Source organism: Sanguibacter sp. Z6_81 (assembly GCF_057180625.1).
Window position 1 is genome coordinate 831,335 of record NZ_JBXUFV010000001.1, and the last position, 18,765, is coordinate 850,099.

The 18,765-nt window shown below is 69.9% G+C and carries 21 protein-coding genes and 1 riboswitch; of the genes, 9 read left to right on the top strand and 12 right to left on the bottom strand.

Going from position 1 to position 18,765, the window contains the following annotated elements; all coding sequences use genetic code 11:
• Positions 1-17: 17 nt before the first annotated feature.
• From AC2AXK_RS03945 to AC2AXK_RS03965, 5 genes are all read right to left on the bottom strand, one after another.
• Entirely contained in the window at positions 18-695 is a 678-nt protein-coding gene (locus AC2AXK_RS03945; RefSeq protein ID WP_484344032.1) for a DUF624 domain-containing protein, read from the bottom strand.
• On the bottom strand, positions 692-2,221 hold the full coding sequence (locus AC2AXK_RS03950) for a GH39 family glycosyl hydrolase (RefSeq protein ID WP_484344033.1): 1,530 nt from the start codon (positions 2,219-2,221) through the stop codon (positions 692-694). Before AC2AXK_RS03950 ends, AC2AXK_RS03945 begins: the two co-directional genes overlap by 4 nt.
• Before the next feature lie 92 nt (positions 2,222-2,313).
• Positions 2,314-3,987 (bottom strand): ABC transporter substrate-binding protein, encoded by a 1,674-nt coding sequence (locus tag AC2AXK_RS03955; protein WP_484344034.1) that lies wholly within the window; start codon positions 3,985-3,987, stop codon positions 2,314-2,316.
• A 79-nt stretch (positions 3,988-4,066) separates the two neighbouring features.
• On the bottom strand, positions 4,067-5,005 hold the full coding sequence (locus AC2AXK_RS03960; protein ID WP_484344035.1) for a carbohydrate ABC transporter permease: 939 nt from the start codon (positions 5,003-5,005) through the stop codon (positions 4,067-4,069).
• Positions 4,999-5,892, bottom strand: coding sequence for an ABC transporter permease (locus AC2AXK_RS03965; protein ID WP_484344248.1), 894 nt, complete (start codon positions 5,890-5,892; stop codon positions 4,999-5,001). The genes AC2AXK_RS03960 and AC2AXK_RS03965 overlap by 7 nt, the downstream gene beginning before the upstream one ends.
• Before the next feature lie 454 nt (positions 5,893-6,346).
• Here AC2AXK_RS03965 and AC2AXK_RS03970 point away from each other — a divergent pair, with 454 nt between their 5' ends.
• Positions 6,347-7,363 (top strand): LacI family DNA-binding transcriptional regulator, encoded by a 1,017-nt coding sequence (locus tag AC2AXK_RS03970; protein ID WP_484344036.1) that lies wholly within the window; start codon positions 6,347-6,349, stop codon positions 7,361-7,363.
• Here the strand turns inward: AC2AXK_RS03970 and AC2AXK_RS03975 are convergent.
• The 4 genes from AC2AXK_RS03975 to AC2AXK_RS03990 form a co-directional block, all read right to left on the bottom strand.
• A complete protein-coding gene (locus tag AC2AXK_RS03975) occupies positions 7,360-8,220 on the bottom strand; it encodes a formate/nitrite transporter family protein (protein ID WP_484344037.1) in 861 nt (286 codons plus the stop codon). The two genes, AC2AXK_RS03970 and AC2AXK_RS03975, sit on opposite strands and share 4 nt — an antisense overlap.
• Before the next feature lie 59 nt (positions 8,221-8,279).
• Positions 8,280-8,768, bottom strand: coding sequence for an SRPBCC family protein (locus AC2AXK_RS03980; protein ID WP_484344038.1), 489 nt, complete (start codon positions 8,766-8,768; stop codon positions 8,280-8,282).
• A 10-nt stretch (positions 8,769-8,778) separates the two neighbouring features.
• Complete coding sequence (locus AC2AXK_RS03985) at positions 8,779-9,201, bottom strand: ArsR/SmtB family transcription factor (protein ID WP_484344039.1); 423 nt, start codon at positions 9,199-9,201, stop codon at positions 8,779-8,781.
• An 84-nt stretch (positions 9,202-9,285) separates the two neighbouring features.
• Positions 9,286-9,600, bottom strand: a complete 315-nt coding sequence (locus AC2AXK_RS03990; protein WP_484344040.1) for a DMT family transporter — start codon at positions 9,598-9,600, stop codon at positions 9,286-9,288.
• Positions 9,601-9,614: 14 nt separating this feature from the next.
• Positions 9,615-9,678, bottom strand: a riboswitch (guanidine-III (ykkC-III) riboswitch).
• A 157-nt stretch (positions 9,679-9,835) separates the two neighbouring features.
• On the opposite strand from AC2AXK_RS03990, the gene AC2AXK_RS03995 reads away from it, so the two are divergent.
• Complete coding sequence (locus tag AC2AXK_RS03995; protein WP_484344041.1) at positions 9,836-10,483, top strand: ANTAR domain-containing protein; 648 nt, start codon at positions 9,836-9,838, stop codon at positions 10,481-10,483.
• Here AC2AXK_RS03995 and AC2AXK_RS04000 read toward each other — a convergent pair.
• Positions 10,458-11,309: an alpha/beta fold hydrolase gene (locus AC2AXK_RS04000; protein ID WP_484344042.1), complete on the bottom strand. Its 852-nt coding sequence runs from the start codon at positions 11,307-11,309 to the stop codon at positions 10,458-10,460. The genes AC2AXK_RS03995 and AC2AXK_RS04000 overlap by 26 nt on opposite strands.
• Positions 11,310-11,494: 185 nt before the next feature.
• Between AC2AXK_RS04000 and AC2AXK_RS04005 the strand changes: the two genes are divergently transcribed.
• Positions 11,495-12,574 (top strand): alkene reductase, encoded by a 1,080-nt coding sequence (locus AC2AXK_RS04005; RefSeq protein ID WP_484344043.1) that lies wholly within the window; start codon positions 11,495-11,497, stop codon positions 12,572-12,574.
• Between the two features lie 25 nt (positions 12,575-12,599).
• Here the strand turns inward: AC2AXK_RS04005 and AC2AXK_RS04010 are convergent, their stop codons facing one another.
• Entirely contained in the window at positions 12,600-14,021 is a 1,422-nt protein-coding gene (locus AC2AXK_RS04010) for an FAD-dependent oxidoreductase (RefSeq protein WP_484344044.1), read from the bottom strand.
• A gap of 62 nt (positions 14,022-14,083) precedes the next feature.
• Here AC2AXK_RS04010 and AC2AXK_RS04015 point away from each other — a divergent pair, with 62 nt between their 5' ends.
• The 6 genes from AC2AXK_RS04015 (at position 14,084) to AC2AXK_RS04040 (ending at position 18,159) form a co-directional block, all read left to right on the top strand.
• Entirely contained in the window at positions 14,084-14,434 is a 351-nt protein-coding gene (locus AC2AXK_RS04015) for an ArsR/SmtB family transcription factor (RefSeq protein WP_484344045.1), read from the top strand.
• Positions 14,431-15,570, top strand: a complete 1,140-nt coding sequence (gene arsB, locus AC2AXK_RS04020; RefSeq protein ID WP_484344046.1) for an ACR3 family arsenite efflux transporter — start codon at positions 14,431-14,433, stop codon at positions 15,568-15,570. The genes AC2AXK_RS04015 and arsB overlap by 4 nt, the downstream gene beginning before the upstream one ends.
• Positions 15,567-16,001 (top strand): arsenate reductase ArsC, encoded by a 435-nt coding sequence (locus AC2AXK_RS04025; protein ID WP_484344047.1) that lies wholly within the window; start codon positions 15,567-15,569, stop codon positions 15,999-16,001. Before arsB ends, AC2AXK_RS04025 begins: the two co-directional genes overlap by 4 nt.
• A 255-nt stretch (positions 16,002-16,256) precedes the next feature.
• Positions 16,257-16,799 carry a hypothetical protein gene (locus tag AC2AXK_RS04030; RefSeq protein ID WP_484344048.1) on the top strand — a complete coding sequence of 181 codons (543 nt, stop codon included), beginning with the start codon at positions 16,257-16,259 and terminating at the stop codon, positions 16,797-16,799.
• Between the two features lie 98 nt (positions 16,800-16,897).
• Positions 16,898-17,440 carry a hypothetical protein gene (locus AC2AXK_RS04035; protein WP_484344049.1) on the top strand — a complete coding sequence of 181 codons (543 nt, stop codon included), beginning with the start codon at positions 16,898-16,900 and terminating at the stop codon, positions 17,438-17,440.
• A 53-nt stretch (positions 17,441-17,493) separates the two neighbouring features.
• Positions 17,494-18,159 (top strand): hypothetical protein, encoded by a 666-nt coding sequence (locus AC2AXK_RS04040; protein WP_484344050.1) that lies wholly within the window; start codon positions 17,494-17,496, stop codon positions 18,157-18,159.
• A 10-nt stretch (positions 18,160-18,169) separates the two neighbouring features.
• Here the strand turns inward: AC2AXK_RS04040 and AC2AXK_RS04045 are convergent, their stop codons facing one another.
• Positions 18,170-18,685 (bottom strand): hypothetical protein, encoded by a 516-nt coding sequence (locus AC2AXK_RS04045; protein ID WP_484344051.1) that lies wholly within the window; start codon positions 18,683-18,685, stop codon positions 18,170-18,172.
• Between the last annotated feature and the right edge of the window lie 80 nt (positions 18,686-18,765).

Genomic DNA, 18,765 nt, shown 5'->3' on the forward strand with positions numbered 1-18,765 from the left:
GCTCCGGGTCGAGTCTTTCACGGAGCCACGAAACGCTCCTGGACGTCGGAGAGGACGGGCTGCTCGTTGCGGACGAGCAGGAAGGTGAGGACGGAGGCCAGGAGGACGGCGACGGCGTCGAACGTCACCGCGACGATGCCCACCGTGAGGACGAGGAGCGACACCAGTCCCAGCGTGACGAGCGGTCGGGCGGTCAACGAGTGCAGGCCCAACCGCGCCGCGTCGCGCCAGCGGAAGGTGAACGCGGCACGCAGGCTCACGGTCCGCACGGCCCACAGGACCACCCCGGCGCCGAGGATCACCTGGAGGAGCGCGACGGCGGGCGGCAGCCCGACGGCGTCCTGGTGGGCGAGATTGGTCCCCAGCACCGTGAGCGCGACGAGCGCCGGGACCCACACCTGCAGCGCCTCGCGCCAGCCGAGCCGGTAGCCGCGCCAGAACTGGGCGACCGGCGACGGGTCGAGCTCACGGAGGAACACCCGCCACGCGAACACGGCGGCGGCGAGGGCCGGCCCGAGCGGCACGGCCGCGAGGGCGTACAGCGGGATGTTGCTCGCGTGCTGGTCGAGGAACACCGCGACGACGAGCCCGGGCAGCGTCGACAGCACGAACATGACCTCGATCGCGAAGAACCAGTACATGACGTTGGCCGCGCGACCCAGGGGGCCCCCGGCCTCGGGGGAACGACGGTTCACGGCTGCGGGCTCCCCGCCCCGCGGGCGTACCCGGGGATGCGGGCGTCGTCGAGCCACGCGGGCGTCTCGTCCCGCACACCCTCGATCTCGACGAGGGTCACCTCGTGCCGGGCGAGGTGCAGGTCGAGGGACACGCGTCCGTCGACCACGGGGACGCTCGTGTGCTCGACCCCGGGCCGGGAGGCCTCGTCGAGCAGGTCGAGCTGCCGGGACCGCGGGCTGCGGGGACGGCCGAGCTCCTGCCACGCCGTCCACGCGTTGCCCTGCGACTCGTTGACGCGCTGCCGCGCGACGAACGCCTGCGCGCCGCCCGCGAGCGGGACGGAGAGCTGCACGCGGCGGGAGTCCTCGCTGGTGACGTAGGAGCCGTCGACCGGCTGCCAGGCGAGCACGGTGACCCGGCCGTCGTCGTGCCGGGTGACGAGGTGGTCCTCGCCACGGGCGAGCACGTGCCGGCCCATGCGGGCCATGAACGCGTACAGGTGGTACGTGGGCTTGCGGATCCCGCGGTGGGTGAGGAGCCCGAAGCCGCCATGGAAGAGGGCGGCCGGGATGTTCTCCTCCTCGAACACGTCGCTGAACGTCCAGTAGGAGAACGAGTCGACGAGATCTCCGCCCGCGGCGAGGACCGGCGCGAGGTACGCGGCGTTGTACGCGGTGTCGTGCACCGGGTTGTCGGGGCGGTAGGAGGTGTTGAACTCGGTGATGTGCACGGGGAGCGTCTCGAGGCCCGTCCCGGCCAGGTGCGCGCGGGGCGCCGCGAACTGGTCGAGGAGGTCCTGCGGGGGACGCATGTCCTGGTAGGTGCCGAAGGGCACGTGCTGGGCGGGCCCGGTGGTGTAGGCGTGGCGGCTGACGAAGTCGCAGGGCACGTCACGGCCCGTGACGAACTCGGCGAACGGCGCCCACCACTCGTCGGAGCCGGGGGAGATCGCGGGGCCACCCACCTGGAGGGATGCGTCGACGTCCTTGACCGCGCGCGCGGTCACCTCGTACAGCCGCAGGTACTCGGCCTGGTCGGCGCCCTGCCAGAAGGTCGGGAGGTTGGGCTCGTTCCACACCTCGACGGGCCACTGCCGCACCTCGTCCAGGCCGTAGCGGTCGATGAGGTTGCGCAGGGTCGCCTGGACGAGCTCGGCCCACTCGGGGTACGAGGCGGGCGGCGTGACGTTGCCCTTCCACCAGAAGACCGTCTGGTCGCCGGACGCGAGACCGCTGGGCATGAAACCGAGCTCGACGAACGGGCGGATGCCGTGCTGGAGGTAGGTGTCGACCACCTGGTCTGCGTACGTGAAGCTGTGGTGGACGTGGCGTCGCCCGTCGAGCTCGTAGGGCCGGTGGATCCCCATGTCGTCGCTGAGCAGGCCGTGCCCACGGACGTACCGGAAGCCGATCTCCCGTTGCGTCAGGGCGAGCGACTCGACGTAGTCGCGGCGCAGGGCGAGGTTCATCCGTCCCGTGCCGACGCACTCGCGCCAGGCGTCGGACAGGACGCCGATCGGTTGGGTGGGGACGACGACGGACACGGGACTCCTCGGGGACGTGCGTGGTGGCGTGGGACGAGCACGGCCGGTAGCGCCACGGTACGTGGCACTACCGGCCGTCGGGGCTGGCTCGGTCAGCCGTTCTCTTCCTCGTAGCGCTGCTGCGCGGTGTTGACGATGTCCATGAAGGCCGTGAGGTTCTGGCCCTCGAGCTCGGCCACGTAGGCGTCCCACTCGGAGATGTCACGCTGGCCGATGATGAATGCGAGCGTGTTCTGCGTGACGTAGTCGCGCAGCGCCGTCTCGTAGAGGCTGGCCTGCTCGCGCTCCACCTCGTCCATCGGGTACGACGGGGGCAGCGGTGCCTGCTCCTTGTCCGCCATGAGCTCCTGCCACTCGCGCTCCTCGTCGGAGAGCATCGACAGGACGAGGTCCTGCGTGGAGCCGTGCGCGTGCATGAACACGCCGTTGTGGTAGCCCATGTCGACCTGGAGGTTGGTCGGCGCACCGGGGTTGAGCGACTGGATGGTGAGGTCGGGGTTGAGGACGCGGGTCTCGCCGTCGCGGGTGAAGGTCTCACCCTCGATGCCCCACTTGGCGAACTCCATGCCCTCGTCCGAGTAGTACATCCAGTCGATGAACTGGAGCATCGCGACGAAGTTCTCCTCCTCGGCGGCATCGGCGGAGATCATGAGGCCGCTCTCGAGGCGCGTGCCACCGATGACGTCACCGGCAGGGCCCGCGGGGACGCGGATCTTGTCGAGCTGGTACGTGCCCGCGCCAAGGGTCTCGTCGAGCGTGTCACGGGCACGCAGGAGCTCCTGCGCGTTCGTGGTGATCGAGAACGAGTCCCCGGAGACGAGCTTCGCGTTCGCGGTGTCGTCGTCCTGCGTGACGCTCTCGGGGTCCATGAGGCCGTCCTCGACGAGGCCGCGGAAGTACTCGACCAACGCCTTGTACTCGTCGGTGGCACCGGCGTACACGAACTCGCCGGCCTCCTCGTCCCAGATCGCGCCGGAGCCGTAGCCCCAACCGGCGACGGTCCCGTACGACGCGGAGGCCACGTTGAGCATCGCGCCGAGGGGGGTGGGGACGCTGAAGCGGTCGGACAACGGGTAGGCGTCCGGGTTGGCCTCCTTGACCGCCGCGAAGGAGTCCGCGAGGTCGTCCCAGGTCTCGGGAGCGGTGTCTGCTCCTGCTGCCTCGAACACGTCGGTCCGCACGGCCAGCGTGTAGTCGGGGCGGACCTGCTCGAGGATGCCCGGCAGCATGTAGTACTTGCCGTCCTCCTGGCGCAGGGTGTCGAGCTCCGGCTCGAGCTTCCACTTCTCCACCTTGTCGGCGAAGTGCGGCATGTGGTCGATGTAGTCGCTCACGGGGAGCAGCGCGCCCGACGCCACGAACTGGGACTCCTGGCCCGGGTACGTGACCGGGATGATGTGCGGAGCGTCGCCGGCGCCCACGAGCAGGTTGCGTCGCTGCTCGTAGTCGCTCAGCGGGGCGCTCGTCATCGCGAACGAGACCTTGTTGGTCTCCTTGAGGTGCGTGAGGAACTCCCAGTCCTCCTGCAGGGGGTAGTTGGGGTGGTCGCGGTAGAGCATGGAGAACTCGACCGGCTCGGTCGCCACGAAGGTGTCGCCGACGGCGAAGTCCTCCATGGCGCCGACCATGTTGTCCTCGAGCTCGGACGGGTCGACGGTGCCGCCGCCACCGCCGCCACCGCCGTCGTCGCTGCCGCATGCAGCGAGCGTGAGTGCCAGCGTGCTGGCCGTGAGACCGGCGAGCAGCCGCCTGGTGTTGGTCCTCATCGTTCCTTGCCTTTCGTGGTGAACATCGTCGTTCAGGTCGCGAACGCTCGGTGAGTGGGAAACGCCTCGGGTGGGACGGTCAGCCCTTCACGGCGCCGAGCATGATGCCCGACACGAAGTACTTCTGGATGAAGGGGTAGAGGCAGATGATCGGCAGGACGGTCAGGACCATCGTCACCGACTGGATGTTGGCCGCGACCTGCGTGAGGCCGTCGCTGCCGCTCCCTGCGACGGACGCCGCGTTGGTGGCCCCGGCGATGAGGTTCCGCAGGTACACGGTCACCGGGTACATCTTGGCGTCGTCGAGGTAGAGGAAGGCCGTGAACCAGGAGTTCCAGAAGGACACGGCGTAGAAGAGGACCATGGTCGCGATGACCGCCTTGCTCAGCGGCAGGACGATGCGCAGGAGGGTCCCGTACGTGCTCAGACCGTCGATGGCCGCGGCCTCCTCGAGCTCCTCGGGCATGTTCTCGAAGAACGACTTCATGACGAGGAGGTTGAACACGCTGAGCGCGTTCGGGAGGACGATCGCCCAGATGGTGTTCGTCATGCCCAGGTTGTTGATGAGCACGTAGTTGGGGATGAGCCCGCCGTTGAAGAACATCGTGAACACGGCGATGCCGATGAAGAGGTTCCGGCCGCGGAGGGTCTTCTTCGAGATCGCGTACGCGAAGGTCGTCGTGATGACCATGGCGATCACGGTGGCGACGACGGTGTAGACGACGGTGTTCTTGTAGTTGGTCCAGAACAGGCTGTCGCCCGTGACCGTCTTGTACGTCTCGATGTTGAACCCGCGGGGAATGAGGTTCACCTGGCCCGCGGTGATGAAGCTCTCGCTCGAGAACGACTGCGCCACGATGTTCGCGAACGGGTAGAGGGTCACGGCCATGACCACGACGAGGAAGATCGTGTTGGCCACGGTGAAGATGCGGTACCCGCGGGTGTCCTTCACCGTCCGGGCGGCCGGGCTCGGCGCAGCCAGCTTGTCGGCGATCGTGGTCGGTTCGGTGGCTACCACAGGCTCGTCCCCACGGTTCGGCGCGAGATCGCGTTGGCGGACAGGATGAGAGTGAGGCCGATGATTGCCTCGAAGAGACCGATGGCGGTCGCGTAACTGAAGTTCCCGGACTCGATCCCGATGCGGTACAGGTACGTCGAGATGACGTCCGCTGTGGGGTAGGTGAGCGGGTTGTACAGGAGCAGGACCTTCTCGAACCCGACGGCCATGAACGAGCCGATGTTGAGGATGAGGAGGGTGATCATCGTGGGACGGATCCCCGGGAGGGTGATGTGCCACGTCTGCTGCAGGCGGTTCGCGCCGTCGATCCGGGCGGCCTCGTAGAGGTTCGCGTCGATCGTGGTGAGGGCGGCGAGGTAGAGGATCGTGCCCCACCCGACGGTCTGCCAGGCCTCGGACGAGATGTAGATGTCCCGGAACCACTCCGGTCGCTGCATGAAGGTGATCGGGTCGCCGCCCACGACCTCGATGATCTGGTTGACCGTGCCCTGCACGGAGAAGATCTGCAGGACCATGCCGGCGACGATGACGATCGACATGAAGTGGGGCAGGTACGAGATCGTCTGGGCGAGCCGCTTGAACCACGACTTGCGGACCTCGTTGAGGAGCAGCGCCAGGATGATCGGCATCGGGAAGACGATGGCGAGGCTCAGTGCGCCGAGGATGACGGTGTTCTGGAAGACGTCCCAGAACTTCGCGTCGTTGATGAAGAGGTTGACGTAGCGCAGCCCGACCCACTCGTCACCGAAGATGCTCCCGCCCGGCCGGAACCGGCGGAACGCGATGACGTTCCCGAGCATCGGGATGTACCGGAAGATCAGCAGGAAGACGATGGGGAGCACGACGAGCGTGTAGAGCTGCCAGTTGCGCCGGAGCTCCTGGCGCAGTGTGCGGTCGTGCTTGCGGCCCTTCTTCCTCGTGCCGCTCGTCGTGGAGACGGCGACCGCGAGCGCTCCGTGGTCGAGCGGACCGGTCGCCCGGCTGCCTCCGGACGGTGCGGACGCCTCGATGTTCTGCGGTGTGGTCACGCGGACACCCCCGCCGGTGCTCCGGTGGCGCTCCACGACTGTGCGTGTCGTTCCATCTGTCGTCCTCCACCACTGCGTCGTGGTCGCAAGATATCGACCTCGGTGTCGATATGTGACCGAGAGTAGACAACGTTTTCATGTCCGGTCAAGTGCGTTCTGTCCGCGCGGATTCCTTGGTTTCGTGCGGATCTCGGTGCGTCGGCACGCCCACTCGTCTCGATAGTTGCTATATCGTTACCAGAGGGGAAGGGCGTTCAACGATGAACGATCCGCGGGCGCGCAGCGCCTGGTACTGACGGAAAGCAGGACCACGATGACGACGGACACGCCACGCGCGACGATCGCGGAGATCGCTCGGGAGGTGGGCGTCTCGGTGCCGACGGTCTCGAAGGTTCTCAACGGCCGCCGCGACGTCTCGTCCGACACCCGGGCCAAGGTCGAGGAGTCGATCGCCCGCCACGGTTACCGGCCACGACGCAGCTGGTCCGCGACCCGCCCGCGTCTCATCGATCTCGTCTTCCACGACCACAACGCCGCCTGGGCCGCGGAGATCATCCGCGGTGTCGAGGCCGTCGCCGGCCCCGCCCGCGTCGGGGTCGTCCTCTCCGAGCTCGGCGGCGCCCACCGGCCGCGCCAGGAGTGGCTCGACGACGTGCTCGCCCGCCGGCCTCTCGGCATCATCCTCGTCATGGCGGAGCTCGACCCGGACCAGAGCCGTCAGCTCGAGTCCCGGTCCATCCCGTGCGTCGTCGTGGACACCGCCGGTGAGCCGCCGGTCGGCGTCCCGGCCGTCGGGTCCGCCAACTGGAGCGGTGGCCTCGCGGCGACACGGCACCTCATCGAGCTCGGGCACCGCCGGGTGGCCGTGATCTCCGGTCCGCCCGACGTCCTGTGCAGCCGTGCCCGGATCGACGGGTACCGCAGTGCGCTCGACCACGCAGGGATCCCGGTGGACCCGACGTTCGTCCGCTACGGGGACTTCAACGTCGGAGGGGGCTACGAGCACGGCATGGAGCTGCTGTCCCGCACGGACCGACCGACCGGCATCTTCGCCGGGAGCGACTACCAGGCGCTCGGGGTGCTGCGCGCGGCGCGCGAGCTCGGCCTGCGGATCCCCGAGGACCTCTCGGTCGTCGGGTACGACGACCTCCCGATCGTCTCGTGGATCGCCCCGGCGCTCACCACGGTGCGCCAGCCGCTGGAGCAGATGGCGTCCACCGCGGCGCGGATGGTGTTCGACCTCGCCGAGGGCACGACGCCCGCGAACTCGCGCATCGACCTGGCGATCGAGCTCGTCGTGCGTGACACGACGGCGCCCCCCGCCGCCTAGGCGTCGGTCGGCGGCTGGCGCGTGAGGTACCGGGCGCCGTCGTTGACGTACGCGTAGTACAGGCCGATGAGGACTCCGCCGCCGATGAGGTTGCCGAGCAGGGCGATGCCCACGTTCGCGGCTGCGAGCCCGACGTCGACGCCGTCGCTCAGGCCGACGATGATGAACAGCACGGTGTTCGCGACGGAGTGCTCGAGGCCGAGGAACGCGAAGATGAACACGGCGACGATCATGACGAGGCTCTTCGTGAGGTCGTCCTTGATGAGGCCGTTGTACACGAGCAGCATCGCCATGTTGATCATGAAGTTGCACAGGATCGCGCGGACGAGCAGGTCGCTCCAGCCGGTCGCGCCGGCGGTGACGAACTCGAGCTTGTGGTCGACCGACGCCTGCATCTCCACCATGGCGGGCCCGTCGACGAGCGTGCTGAACTTCACGAACACGGCGATGAGTGCCCCGCCGAGGGTGTTGCCGACGAAGCACAGGCCCAGCAGTCGCAGCGCCTTCACCCAGGTGGTCCGCCGGTAGTACGCGCCGATCGACACGATCATCATGTTCGACGTGAGCAGCTCGGACTTCGAGTAGTAGATGAACACGAGGGCCCACCCGAACACGATGGCTCCGGCGATCCGTCCGAGCGGGCGCAGCGTGCTGTCGCCGACGTCCACGGCGTCGAACGCCGCGATGACCGCGTAGTTCGTCGCGTAGAGGATGCCGATGAGGATCCCCGCCATCGCGGCGCGCTGGAGGTAGCGACGGGCGAGCTCCCCGGAGAGCGTCGTCTTCGTCTCGAGGGCCTCGAGGATGGTGCTGATGAACTGTGTCCCGGGGAACAGGTGGTGCGGGTGCGGCGCCATAGGTTCATGCTGTCACGACGCCGGGCGGCGGCGCGGCCCGGAGGTCCCGGGCGGCGCGATCAGTTCGTCGCGAGGATCCCGTCGATCTGGTCGAGCGCCGACGCCATGCCCTCGACCATGCCCATCTGGGCGAGCTGCTCCAGCTGTTCGAGGGTCTCGAAGTGCGAGGTGATGGTCATCCGGGTCCCGTCCGGGGTCTCGTCGAGGCGCACGTCGGCCCAGGTCACGGGCATCGCGGTGCTCGGATCTCCCTCGTCGTCGGCGAACCCGTCCGTGAAGCGGAAGGTGCGCGGCTCGTCGACCCCGAGCACCGACCACCAGCCGTGCGACTGCTCACCCCCGGGCCCGGTCATGTGATATTTCATCGTCCCGCCGTCGACGAGCGCGTGCTCGGTGAAGGTCGCGGGCCAGGCGGGCGGGCCCCACCACTGCTCGAGCTGGCGCGGGTCGGACCACAGCTCCCAGACCCGCGACGGCGGCGCGGGGAGCTCCGAGACGAACGTGAGGGTGAGCGCTTCCGGGTCCTTGCTGGTGCTGGTGACAGGCATGACGAGCTCCTCAGGTGGTGGTGCTGCTCGATGGACTGCTCGGTGGACTGCTGACCGGACTGCTGACCGGTGGCGCTCCGTCCGGGGTGGTCCTTCCGGACGCCGTGCCGGTCGACGACCGGAGGACGTCCTCCATGCGCTCGACCCGGCCCCGCCAGAGCTCCTCGTACTCGTCGAGCAACCGTCCGGCTGCCCGGACCTGGGTGAGGTCCCCGCGGACGATCTGCTGGCGGCCGCGGCGCACCTTGGTGACGAGGTGGGCCCGGTGCAGGACGGCCACGTGCTTCTGCACGGCGGCGAACGACATGTCGTAGTGCTGGGCCAGCTCGGAGACGGACGCCTCGTGGGTGAGCACGCGGCTGACGATGTCGCGCCGGGTGGCGTCGGCAAGGGCGCCGAAGACGGCGTCCACGACGGCCGTGTCCGTGGTCATCGTCCCTCCTCGCCGCCGGTTATGTGCAACCGTATGGTTGTACGTTACGCGCGTACCTGGACCGCGGCAAGAGGTCACCGAAGGTCAGTGCAGCACCTTGAGGCCGATGACGCAGCCGACGATCCCCAGCAGGAGCAGCACCTTGACGAGCGACACCGTCTCGGCGCCCGTCGCCATCGCGTACGCGACCGTGAGGACGGCGCCGATGCCCACCCACACCGCGTACGCCGTCCCGACGGGAAGGTCGCGCATCGCGTAGGCGAGGCCCGCCATGCTCATGACGAGCGCGACACCGAACAGGACCGACGGTGCGAGCCGGCTGAGTCCCTCCGACCTGCTCAGGGCCGTCGCCCAGACCGCCTCGAGCACACCGGACACCACCAGAACCGCCCAGGCCATACGAATCGCCTCCGCCTGGCCGTCTTGTCGCTGTCCGGGTACGGCTCCCTCGTCCGGGCGCCCCTCGAGGGGCTCCCACCACCGTCGCACGGGCGCGACGGAACTGGCAACGAGCGCAGGACCGACCCGCGACGGGGACGTACTGTGAAAGGACAGGCGGCCGGTGCCGAGGACCCCACAGGGCAGGACCGGCGGCAGACCAGGGGACCCAGGGGACAGTCGGGAAGGTCCGACCATGACGAACCGGCACTACCTCGACCAGTTCGCCACCCGCGCCTCGATGGTGCTCACGGCGGAGGTCGAAGCGAGCGTGACGCTCCGCAGGCGCGGGGTGACCGTGCAGGCCGCCAGCAGCGACGGGCGCTCCCGGCGCTGTGGCCAGGTGGAGGCGCGCGAGAGCATCGGGCCGTGCATCGACGCCACGGAGAGCCTGTGCGCGCAGCTGGTCCCCGACCTCGCCGAGGAGATCCGGTGGACGGCATGGTCCCAGCAGGCGCTCCGCGAGGGCTTCCGGTCCGTGGTCGTCGTGCCCGCGAGCGCCGGCGCCGGGACCGCGCTGGCGCTCAACCTCTACTCGCGTGCGCGGGACCCGTGGGGCCCGGCGCTCCTGCTGGCTGCGGACGGCTACGCCCAGCTCGCAGCACTGGCGGCCGCGCTGCAGCTGCACCTCGAGCTGCCCGCGGACGAGGGCGCCGGGCTCTCACGCCTTCGCGAGGACCTCTTCGTCGAGCACGTCGTCGGGGTGATCATGGCGTCCAACGGCTGCTCGGAGCCCGAGGCGCGCGTGATCTTCGAGTCTGCGTCCTCGAGCCGGAACGTCTCGCGCAGAGAGGTCGCCGAGTCGTTGCTCGGCGCACTCACCGAGCGCGGGACCCCGGGGTGAGGTCGGCAAGGATCTCGCGGGCGAGCTCCCGCGGCGCGAGCTCGGGGAGCCAGTGGCCCTCCTCGACGAGCTCGACGAACGAGTAGGGTGCGCGCACGAAGTCGCGGGTGAGCTCCGCCGCCCGGCGGCCGAGCGCGACGTCCCTGCGTCCCCACACGTACGCCGTGGGGACCCGCACGCGCGCGTCCACCGGGTCCATTCTCGCGCCCCCGGGCAGGAACGCGCCGCGGTACCAGTTGAGGGCCGCGGTGAGGGCGCCCGGCCTGCTCATGGTCGCGGCGTAGTCCTCGGCCACGTCCTGCGGGAGCCCGCTGGAGTCGAGCCACTCCACCATGTGCGCGTCCAGCCACCGCTCCGGCAGGACGGGCAGCTGGAAGAACGCCATGTAGGTGGACCGCAGGGGCTGGTCGGAGGACAGCATGGCTGCGCGGAAGGCCCCGGGGTGCGGCGTGGAGGCGACGGTCAGTCGGTCGAGCCGTTGCGGGGCGACGAGCGCGAGCTGCCATGCGACGAACCCTCCCCAGTCGTGACCCACGACGTGCACCTTCTCGGCTCCGGAGGCGTCGATGAGGGCGAGGGTGTCGCGCACGAGCTCCGCGATCCGGTAGGCGCCGCGTGCGTGCGGCATGGCGCCGGGGGAGTAGCCGCGCTGGTCCGGAGCGAGGGTGCGGTAGCCGGCGTCGTTGAGCAGGGCAGCGACCCCGGACCACGACCCGCGGTTCGCGGGGAAGCCATGAAGGAGGACGATCACCGGGCCGTCGAGCGGTCCGGAGTCGGTGACGTCGAACGTGAGTCCGTCGCGGCTGTACGTCTCGAGCCGGTCCATGATCCTCCTCGGTGAGCGCCTGTCCGTGCGAGCCACGCTACCGACAAGCCGACGGACGCGTCGGTCGGCGGTGGGTGCGGTGTGCCGGCCGGAACAACGTGCCGCGGCGGGTGGTTGATGCCGGAGGCGCCGGTCGCTCACCAGCATCCGCGTCGCTCTGCACCTACGACGAACGGACTGCCACCATGACCGACCTCTTCGAGCCCACCACCCTCGGCTCGCTCCAGCTCGCCAACCGGGTCGTCATGGCTCCGCTCACCCGCACCCGCTCGGGCAGCGACGGCGTCCCCGGGGACATCGTCGTCGAGCACTACGCGCAGCGCGCCTCCGTGGGGCTCATCATCAGCGAGGGCACGTACCCGTCGTCCGCCGGGCAGGGCTTCGTCGGGCAGCCGGGGCTCGTCACCCCCGAGCAGCTCGCGGGGTGGCGCCGCGTGACGGATGCCGTGCACGCCGCGGGTGGCCGCATCGTCGCGCAGGTCATGCACGCCGGGCGCGTGTCGCACCCGAGCATCAACGGTGGCCGGCCCGTCGTCGCACCGAGCGCCCTCGCGATCGACGGCGAGACGCACACGCCGCTCGGCAAGGAGCGGCTGCCGGTCCCGCACGCGCTCACCACCGAGGAGCTCGCCGGTGTCACGCAGGAGTTCGTCAGCGGCTCCCGCAACGCGATCGAGGCCGGGTTCGACGGCGTCGAGCTCCACGGTGCCAACGGCTACCTGCTGCACGAGTTCCTCGCCCCCACCTCGAACGTGCGCGACGACTCCTACGGCGGGTCCCCGGAGAACCGCGCGCGGTTCGTCATCGAGACGGTCCGCGCCGTGGCCGCGGAGATCGGCGCGGACCGCGTCGGCCTGCGCATCTCCCCGGAGCACAACATCCAGGGCGCGCTCGAGACCGACCTTGCCGACGTCGCCGCCACCTACGGGTACCTCCTCGAGGAGCTCGCGCCTCTCGGCCTGGCCTATCTCAGCGTGCTGCACCGCGAGCCGACGGGCCCGCTCGTCCAGGACCTCCGCGCACGCTTCGGTGGGCCCTTCGTCGCCAACTCCGGGTTCGGTGTCGTCACGACACGCGACGAGGCGATCGCCCTTGTGGCCGAGGGGCACGCGGACGCGGTCGCCGTCGGGCGGCCCGTCATCGCCAACCCGGACCTCGTCCGCCGCTGGCGTGAGGGTCGCGAGCTCAACGAGCTCGTCCAGGCGACGGTCTACGGACCGGGCGCCGAGGGCTACACGGACTACCCGCTGCTCGACGCGTCCTGACCTGGTCGCGCGGTCGCCCGGGCGCCTATGCGGTGTCCCCGGACCGGCCGTGCGCGACGCCGGTCGCGAACCCGAGCGGGATGCCGGCGCCCGGGGCGCCGATGGTCACGAGCTCGGGTTCGGCGGGACCGCCGCAGCACGACGCTGCGCCGTTCTCGGCGCTGTCGTCGGCCGCGCTGTCGTCGGCAACGACGTCCGTCGAGCAGACTCCCGTCGTCGGCAGGTCGAGCTCGACGGCGTCGGCGGACGCGCGGTCGCCGGCCAGGGCCGCGGCGATGGAGCGCACCTGCTCGTAGCCGGTGGCGAGGAGGAACGTCGGGGCGCGGCCGTAGCTCTTCATGCCGACGATGTAGAAGCCGGCGTCCGGGTGGGCGAGGAGCGCCTCGCCGTGCGGGGGGACAGTGCCGCACGAGTGCGCGTCCGGGTCGATGAGCTCGGCGAGCCCGCGCGGGCACTCCAGCGCCGGGTCGAGGTCGACCCGGACCTCGCGCAGGACGTCGAGGTCCGGACGGAACCCGGTCGCGTTGACGATCCGGTGGACCGTGAGGTCGAGGACGTCGTCCCGGGTCCGGCCGAGCACCCGGATGTCGTCGCCCTCGGGCGCGAGCCGCTCGAGCGACACGCGCGTGACGAGGGTGACGAGGCCGGACTCCACCGCCTCCTTGAGGCGGGTCCCGAGGAGCCCGCGGGCGGGGAGCTCGTCGGCCGCGCCGCCGCCGAAGAGCCGGCGGGCGGACCCGCCCCGGATCGCCCAGGTGATCCGGGTGGTCGGTGCGCTGTCGGTCAGCTCGAGGAGTGCGAGCACCGTGTTGGCGGCGGAGTGCCCCATGCCGACGACGAGGGTGTGGTGTCCGGCGAAGTTGTCACGGTCGGCACCGAGGACGTCGGGCAGCGGGCCGGCGAGGCTGCTTCCGAGCGTGTCCTCGCCGAGCGCGGGCAGCCCGCCGCCGCCCAGCGGGTTCGGTGTCCCCCAGGTGCCGGAGGCGTCGATCACGGCGCGGGCGAGGACGTCCGTGACCTGTCCGTCCTCGACGATCCGCACGCGGTAGGGCGCCCGGTCGCGGCCGAGGCTGCGTGTCTTGTCCGCGCCGTCGCGCGTGATGCCGACGACGCGCGCGCCGGTGCGCAGCCTGGCGGCGATCTGCGGCGTGGCGGCGAGCGGCGCGAGGTAGCGCTCCACGAGCTCCGCCCCTGTCGGCAGCGCGTCGGGATCCGGCGCACCCCAGCCCGTGGGCTCGAGCAGGCGGCGCGCGGCGGCGTCGACGTCGTACCGCCAGGGTGAGAAGAGGCGGACGTGACCCCAGGCGGAGACGGCCGCAGCGGCGTCCTGGGCCTGCTCCACGACGAGGGGCTCGAGCCCACGCTCAAGGAGGTGGGCGGCGGCGGCGAGGCCGACCGGACCTGCTCCGACGACGAGGACCGGCAGCGTGCCAGCGGGCTGGTTCATGGTGCTCCTGCGACTCGAGAACTGCTGGATCGAAAATTTCCGATCTATGCGAGGATCATGACATGACGATCCCGCTCGTGACCACCCGGTGCTGCGCTCCCGCGATCCGCGACTCCCTCGACGCCAGCGAGGCGGAGCGGATCGCCGCCGGGTACCGGGCGCTGGGGGACGCCACACGTCTGCGCCTCCTCGCGCTGGTGTCCGCCGCGGACGGCGGCACCGCCTGCGTCTGCGACCTCACCGCTCCGGTGGGTCTGAGCCAGGCCACGGTGAGCCACCACCTCAAGATCCTCGTCGACGCCGGCCTGCTCACCCGGGAGCGCCGCGGGACGTGGTCCTACTACTCCGTCGTCCCGCAGCGGCTCGACGAGCTCGGGCGTCAGCTGCTCGGCCCAGCACCGGAGTCACTGTGAGCACCCACCCTGGCCCAGCCACGCCCGCGGCTGCGGCGCGCCTGTCGACCCTCGACCGGTGGCTGCCCGTCTGGATCGGGGCTGCGATGGTCGTCGGGCTCGTGCTCGGACGCTTCGTCCCCGCACTTGCCGACCTCCTCGGCCACCTCGAGATCGGCGGCATCTCCGTCCCCATCGGGATCGGGCTGCTCGTCATGATGTACCCCGTCCTGGCCAAGGTCCGCTACGACAAGGTGGCCGCGGTCGCCGGGGACAGGCGCCTGCTCGTCAGCTCGCTCGTGCTCAACTGGGTCGTCGGTCCGGCGTTGATGTTCGCCCTCGCGTGGATCTTCCTCGCCGACCTGCCCGAGTACCGCACGGGGCTCATCGTCGTCGGGCTGGCCCGGTGCATCGCGATGGTCGTCATCTGGAACGACCTCGCCTGCGGGGACCGTGAGGCCGCTGCGGTCCTCGTCGCGATCAACTCCGTCTTCCAGGTCGTCGCGTTCTCGCTGCTCGGCTACTTCTACCTCACCGTCCTGCCCGGCTGGCTCGGGCTCGACACCCAAGGGCTTGACGTCTCCGTCGGGCAGATCGCCCTCAACGTCCTCGTCTTCCTCGGCGTCCCGCTGCTCGCCGGGTTCGCGTCGCGGTACGTGGGGGAGCGCGCCAAGGGGCGCGCCTGGTACGAGGAGCGGTTCGTGCCGGGGATCGGGCCGTGGGCGCTCTACGGTCTGCTCTTCACGATCGTCCTGCTGTTCGCCCTGCAGGGCGAGGCCGTCACGTCCAACCCGCTCGACGTCGTGCGCATCGCCCTCCCGCTCCTCGTGTACTTCGCGGTCATGTGGGGCGTCGGGATCGTCACCGGCAAGACGCTCGGCCTCGGGTACGCCCGTTCGACGACGCTCGCCTTCACGGCAGCGGGCAACAACTTCGAGCTCGCGATCGCCGTCGCCATCGGCACGTTCGGGGCGACGTCCGGTCAGGCCCTCGCCGGCGTCGTCGGGCCGCTCATCGAGGTCCCCGTCCTCGTCGGGCTCGTCTACGTCTCGCTCTGGCTCGGTCGGCGCTGGTTCGGCGTCGACCCGCTCGCCGAACCAGCACCCGACCTGCCGACCGCCACCGCGATACCCGCACTCACCCAGGAGCCGTCATGACCTCGATCCCCACCACCGAGCTGCAGACGCCGAGCGCGCTGTTCGTCTGCGTCCACAACGCCGGCCGCTCCCAGATGGCCGCGGGGTTCCTCCGCGTGCTGTCCGGCGGCGCCGTCGAGGTGCGTTCGGCCGGCTCCATGCCGGCCGACGAGATCAACCCGACCGCGGTCGAGGCGATGCTCGAGGTCGGCATCGACATCCGCACCGAGGTGCCGAAGGTCCTCACGAGCGAGGCCGTCCGGGCGTCCGACGTCGTCATCACCATGGGCTGCGGCGACGTCTGCCCGATCTTCCCCGGCAAGCGCTACGAGGACTGGGCGCTCGAGGACCCGGCCGGCCAGGGCCTCGAGGCGGTCCGCCCGATCCGCGACGAGATCCGGTCGCGCATCGTCACGCTCCTCGGCGAGCTCGGCGTCGAGCCTGTCGAGTAGGGCACGTGGTGCTGGGGGAGCCGTTGCCGCTCCGTCCGCGATGACCTGCTTCCTGCAGGTCTGGTAGTTTTCGCCGGGGCGCGTCAGCGCGTCGTCTGCCTCCCGGTGGTTGCACCTGGGGCGCTCGCGGTCGATGACAAAGGTGGCTCGGATGGTGGTCCTCGGCGAGTACGCCCGCGCGGTCCGTCGTTCCGGGGCCAAGACGACGGCATGGGATGAGCTACCGCCGGACGTAGAGCTGTGAGACGGCGGGGCGTGAAGACGGTCCGTGGGGTGCGGGGGGCCGGTCTCCTGACGGCGTTGCTGGTCGTGGTTGGGTGCGGGCTACTGCCAGTGCGGCCGGAGCCGGTATCGCTCGAGGAGGCGCTCTCCTCGCGTGACGCGGTCCGGGGACACGTCCAGGACGTCGTCGTGGCCGTCGCCGGAGAAGGGCTGAAGTTCCAGCATGCGAACGGGCGTTGGGCCACCTGCACTGACAACGGAACCGAGTGGAGGTATTCGGCCGATGCCGTGCTGCATGCCGAATCCTTCTCCATCGAGGTTCTCGACGAGGTCGTGGATGGTGTTGAGGAAGAGACGGCGTGGCGGTTGTCGACGACGAACCAGAAGGACCGGGCTTCGGCACGCGGGGATGTGGACGGAATCTCGATGAGGTTGCTCACCTACGCGGACAAGGAGCTCTTCGGTGTCCGCCTGTTCGGTCCGTGCCTGCCCATCGCTGAGGAGGACCGAGACTCCCTCGACCAGGGCGACATCGGTTCGCAGGACCTCGAGATCCCGGGCGTCGACGAATCGTGACCGCTGGAGGCCGTAGTGTGCCGAGCGACAGGTTGATGAACACGGAGTCGGCGAGCCGGCAGCCGTCTCACGGTGCTGCGCGACGGCGGCGCTGGGGCGTGAAGGCAGTCCGTGGGCTCCGAGGGGCCGGTCTCCTGACGGCGTTGCTCGTCATGGTTGGGTGCGGGCTGCTGCCAGTGCGGCCGGAGCCGGTATCGCTCGAGGAAGCGCTCGCCTCGCGCGAGACTGTCCGGGGACACGCCCAGGACGTCGTCGAGGTCGTCGCCGGAGAAGGGCTGGCGTTCCAGCATGCGAACGGGCACTGGGATACCTGCAACGACAACGCAACCGAGTGGGGCTATTCGGTCGATGCCGTGCTGCATGCCGAATCCTTCTCCATCGAGGTTCTCGACGAGGTCGTGGATGGTGTTGAGGAGGAGACAACGTGGCGGTTGTCGACGACGAACCAGAAGGACCGGGCTTCGGCCCGCGGGGATGTGGACGGAATCTCGATGAGGTTGCTCACCTACGCGGACAAGGAGCTCTTCGGTGTCCGCCTGTTCGGTCCCTGCCTGCCCATCGCCGAGGACGACGAGGATTCCCTCGACCAGGGCGACATCGGTTCGCAGGACCTCGAGATCCCTGGCCTCGACGAACCGTGACCGCTGGACCCGTGCTGTGCCAGGCAACAGACCCGAGGGACGGAAGGATGATCATGTCGCGCTCGCGATGGACGACCACGATGCTCGGCCTGCTCTTCGTCGCCACCCTCTCGGCATGCGGCGACGACGCCGGACACGATGAGCCGACCGCGAAGGTGGGTACGGGCGAGGCGACGCAACCCTCCGACGCGCCCGATCCGGACCCCACGATCGAGCCGACGGCCGCTGCCGGCTGTTCGTTGCCAGGCATCGACGCGCTCGTCGAGAGGAGCTTCGGTGGCGCGACGGACCTCGGGCTGACGTTCGTCGATGACACGGAGCTGGCGAGTGCGCCCAGCTTCGCCCAGTACGTGAACGCACAGACCGTCGCCCGGGCCGCGGGCGGGGACTTCTGCCTGTGGACCAGCGGACGAGGGCTCGTCACGGTCCTCGGGCAGGAGCTCGCGCCGGCCGAGAGCAAGGCGGTCAACACCACCTTGGTCGGCCTCGTGGAGGACGGGTCCGTTGAGCGGCTCGACGGGTTGGGCGACCTCGCAGTGTGGTGGGTGGACGCCCCGAACGTCTTCGGAGCGGACCAGTTCAAGCATCTCGAGGTGACGGACGGTCCTGGATACACCGTCGTGGGTGTGGGATGGGACGTCGAGGAGGTCGGGACAGACCCGTTCCCGGTCGACGTGCTGGTGCCGATGGCCGAGCAGGTGCTCGGCAGCGTCCGGTGACGCAGGGCAGTCAGGCAGCGAAGGCGAGCTGGTGGCCGATGGCGGCCAGCAGGTCCTCGACGGTGACCGACCGCTGCGACGCGCAGGCGCAGATCGCGATGCCGGAGGCCCGGAGGAAGTACCCGAGGGCGCCGAGCGCCTGAGACGGTTCCTTGTCGATCTCCTCGACGAGGGAACCGGAGATGAAGGCGAGCCCGCGCAGGCACAGGGCGTCGTCGAGCAGGTTCGCCATGCGCACCGCTGACGGCAGGACCGCCGCGTAGTCCCGGTCGGTCTGCTCACGGATCACCCGGAGCGCGACCTCGGTGGACCCGTCGTAGGCGCCGAGGGTCGCGGCGTCCTTCGCGAAGCTGTGCCACATCGTGCGGGTCGCCGCGAGGAGCGAGATGCGCTCGCCGATGGGGAGCTCGGCGAACTCCCGGAAGAGCGTCTCGGTGGACTCGGGCATGACGATGAAGCCTGTGAGCATGCCGAAGGCACGACGGGCATGCTCACCGTCGACGGTCACGTGCAGGGCGTCGCTCATCATCACCTTTCCACCATCGGCATCCATCATGCGTCCGAAAGGGCTTCACGGCCAGAATTCCGGGCAGCGCTGTCCACGTG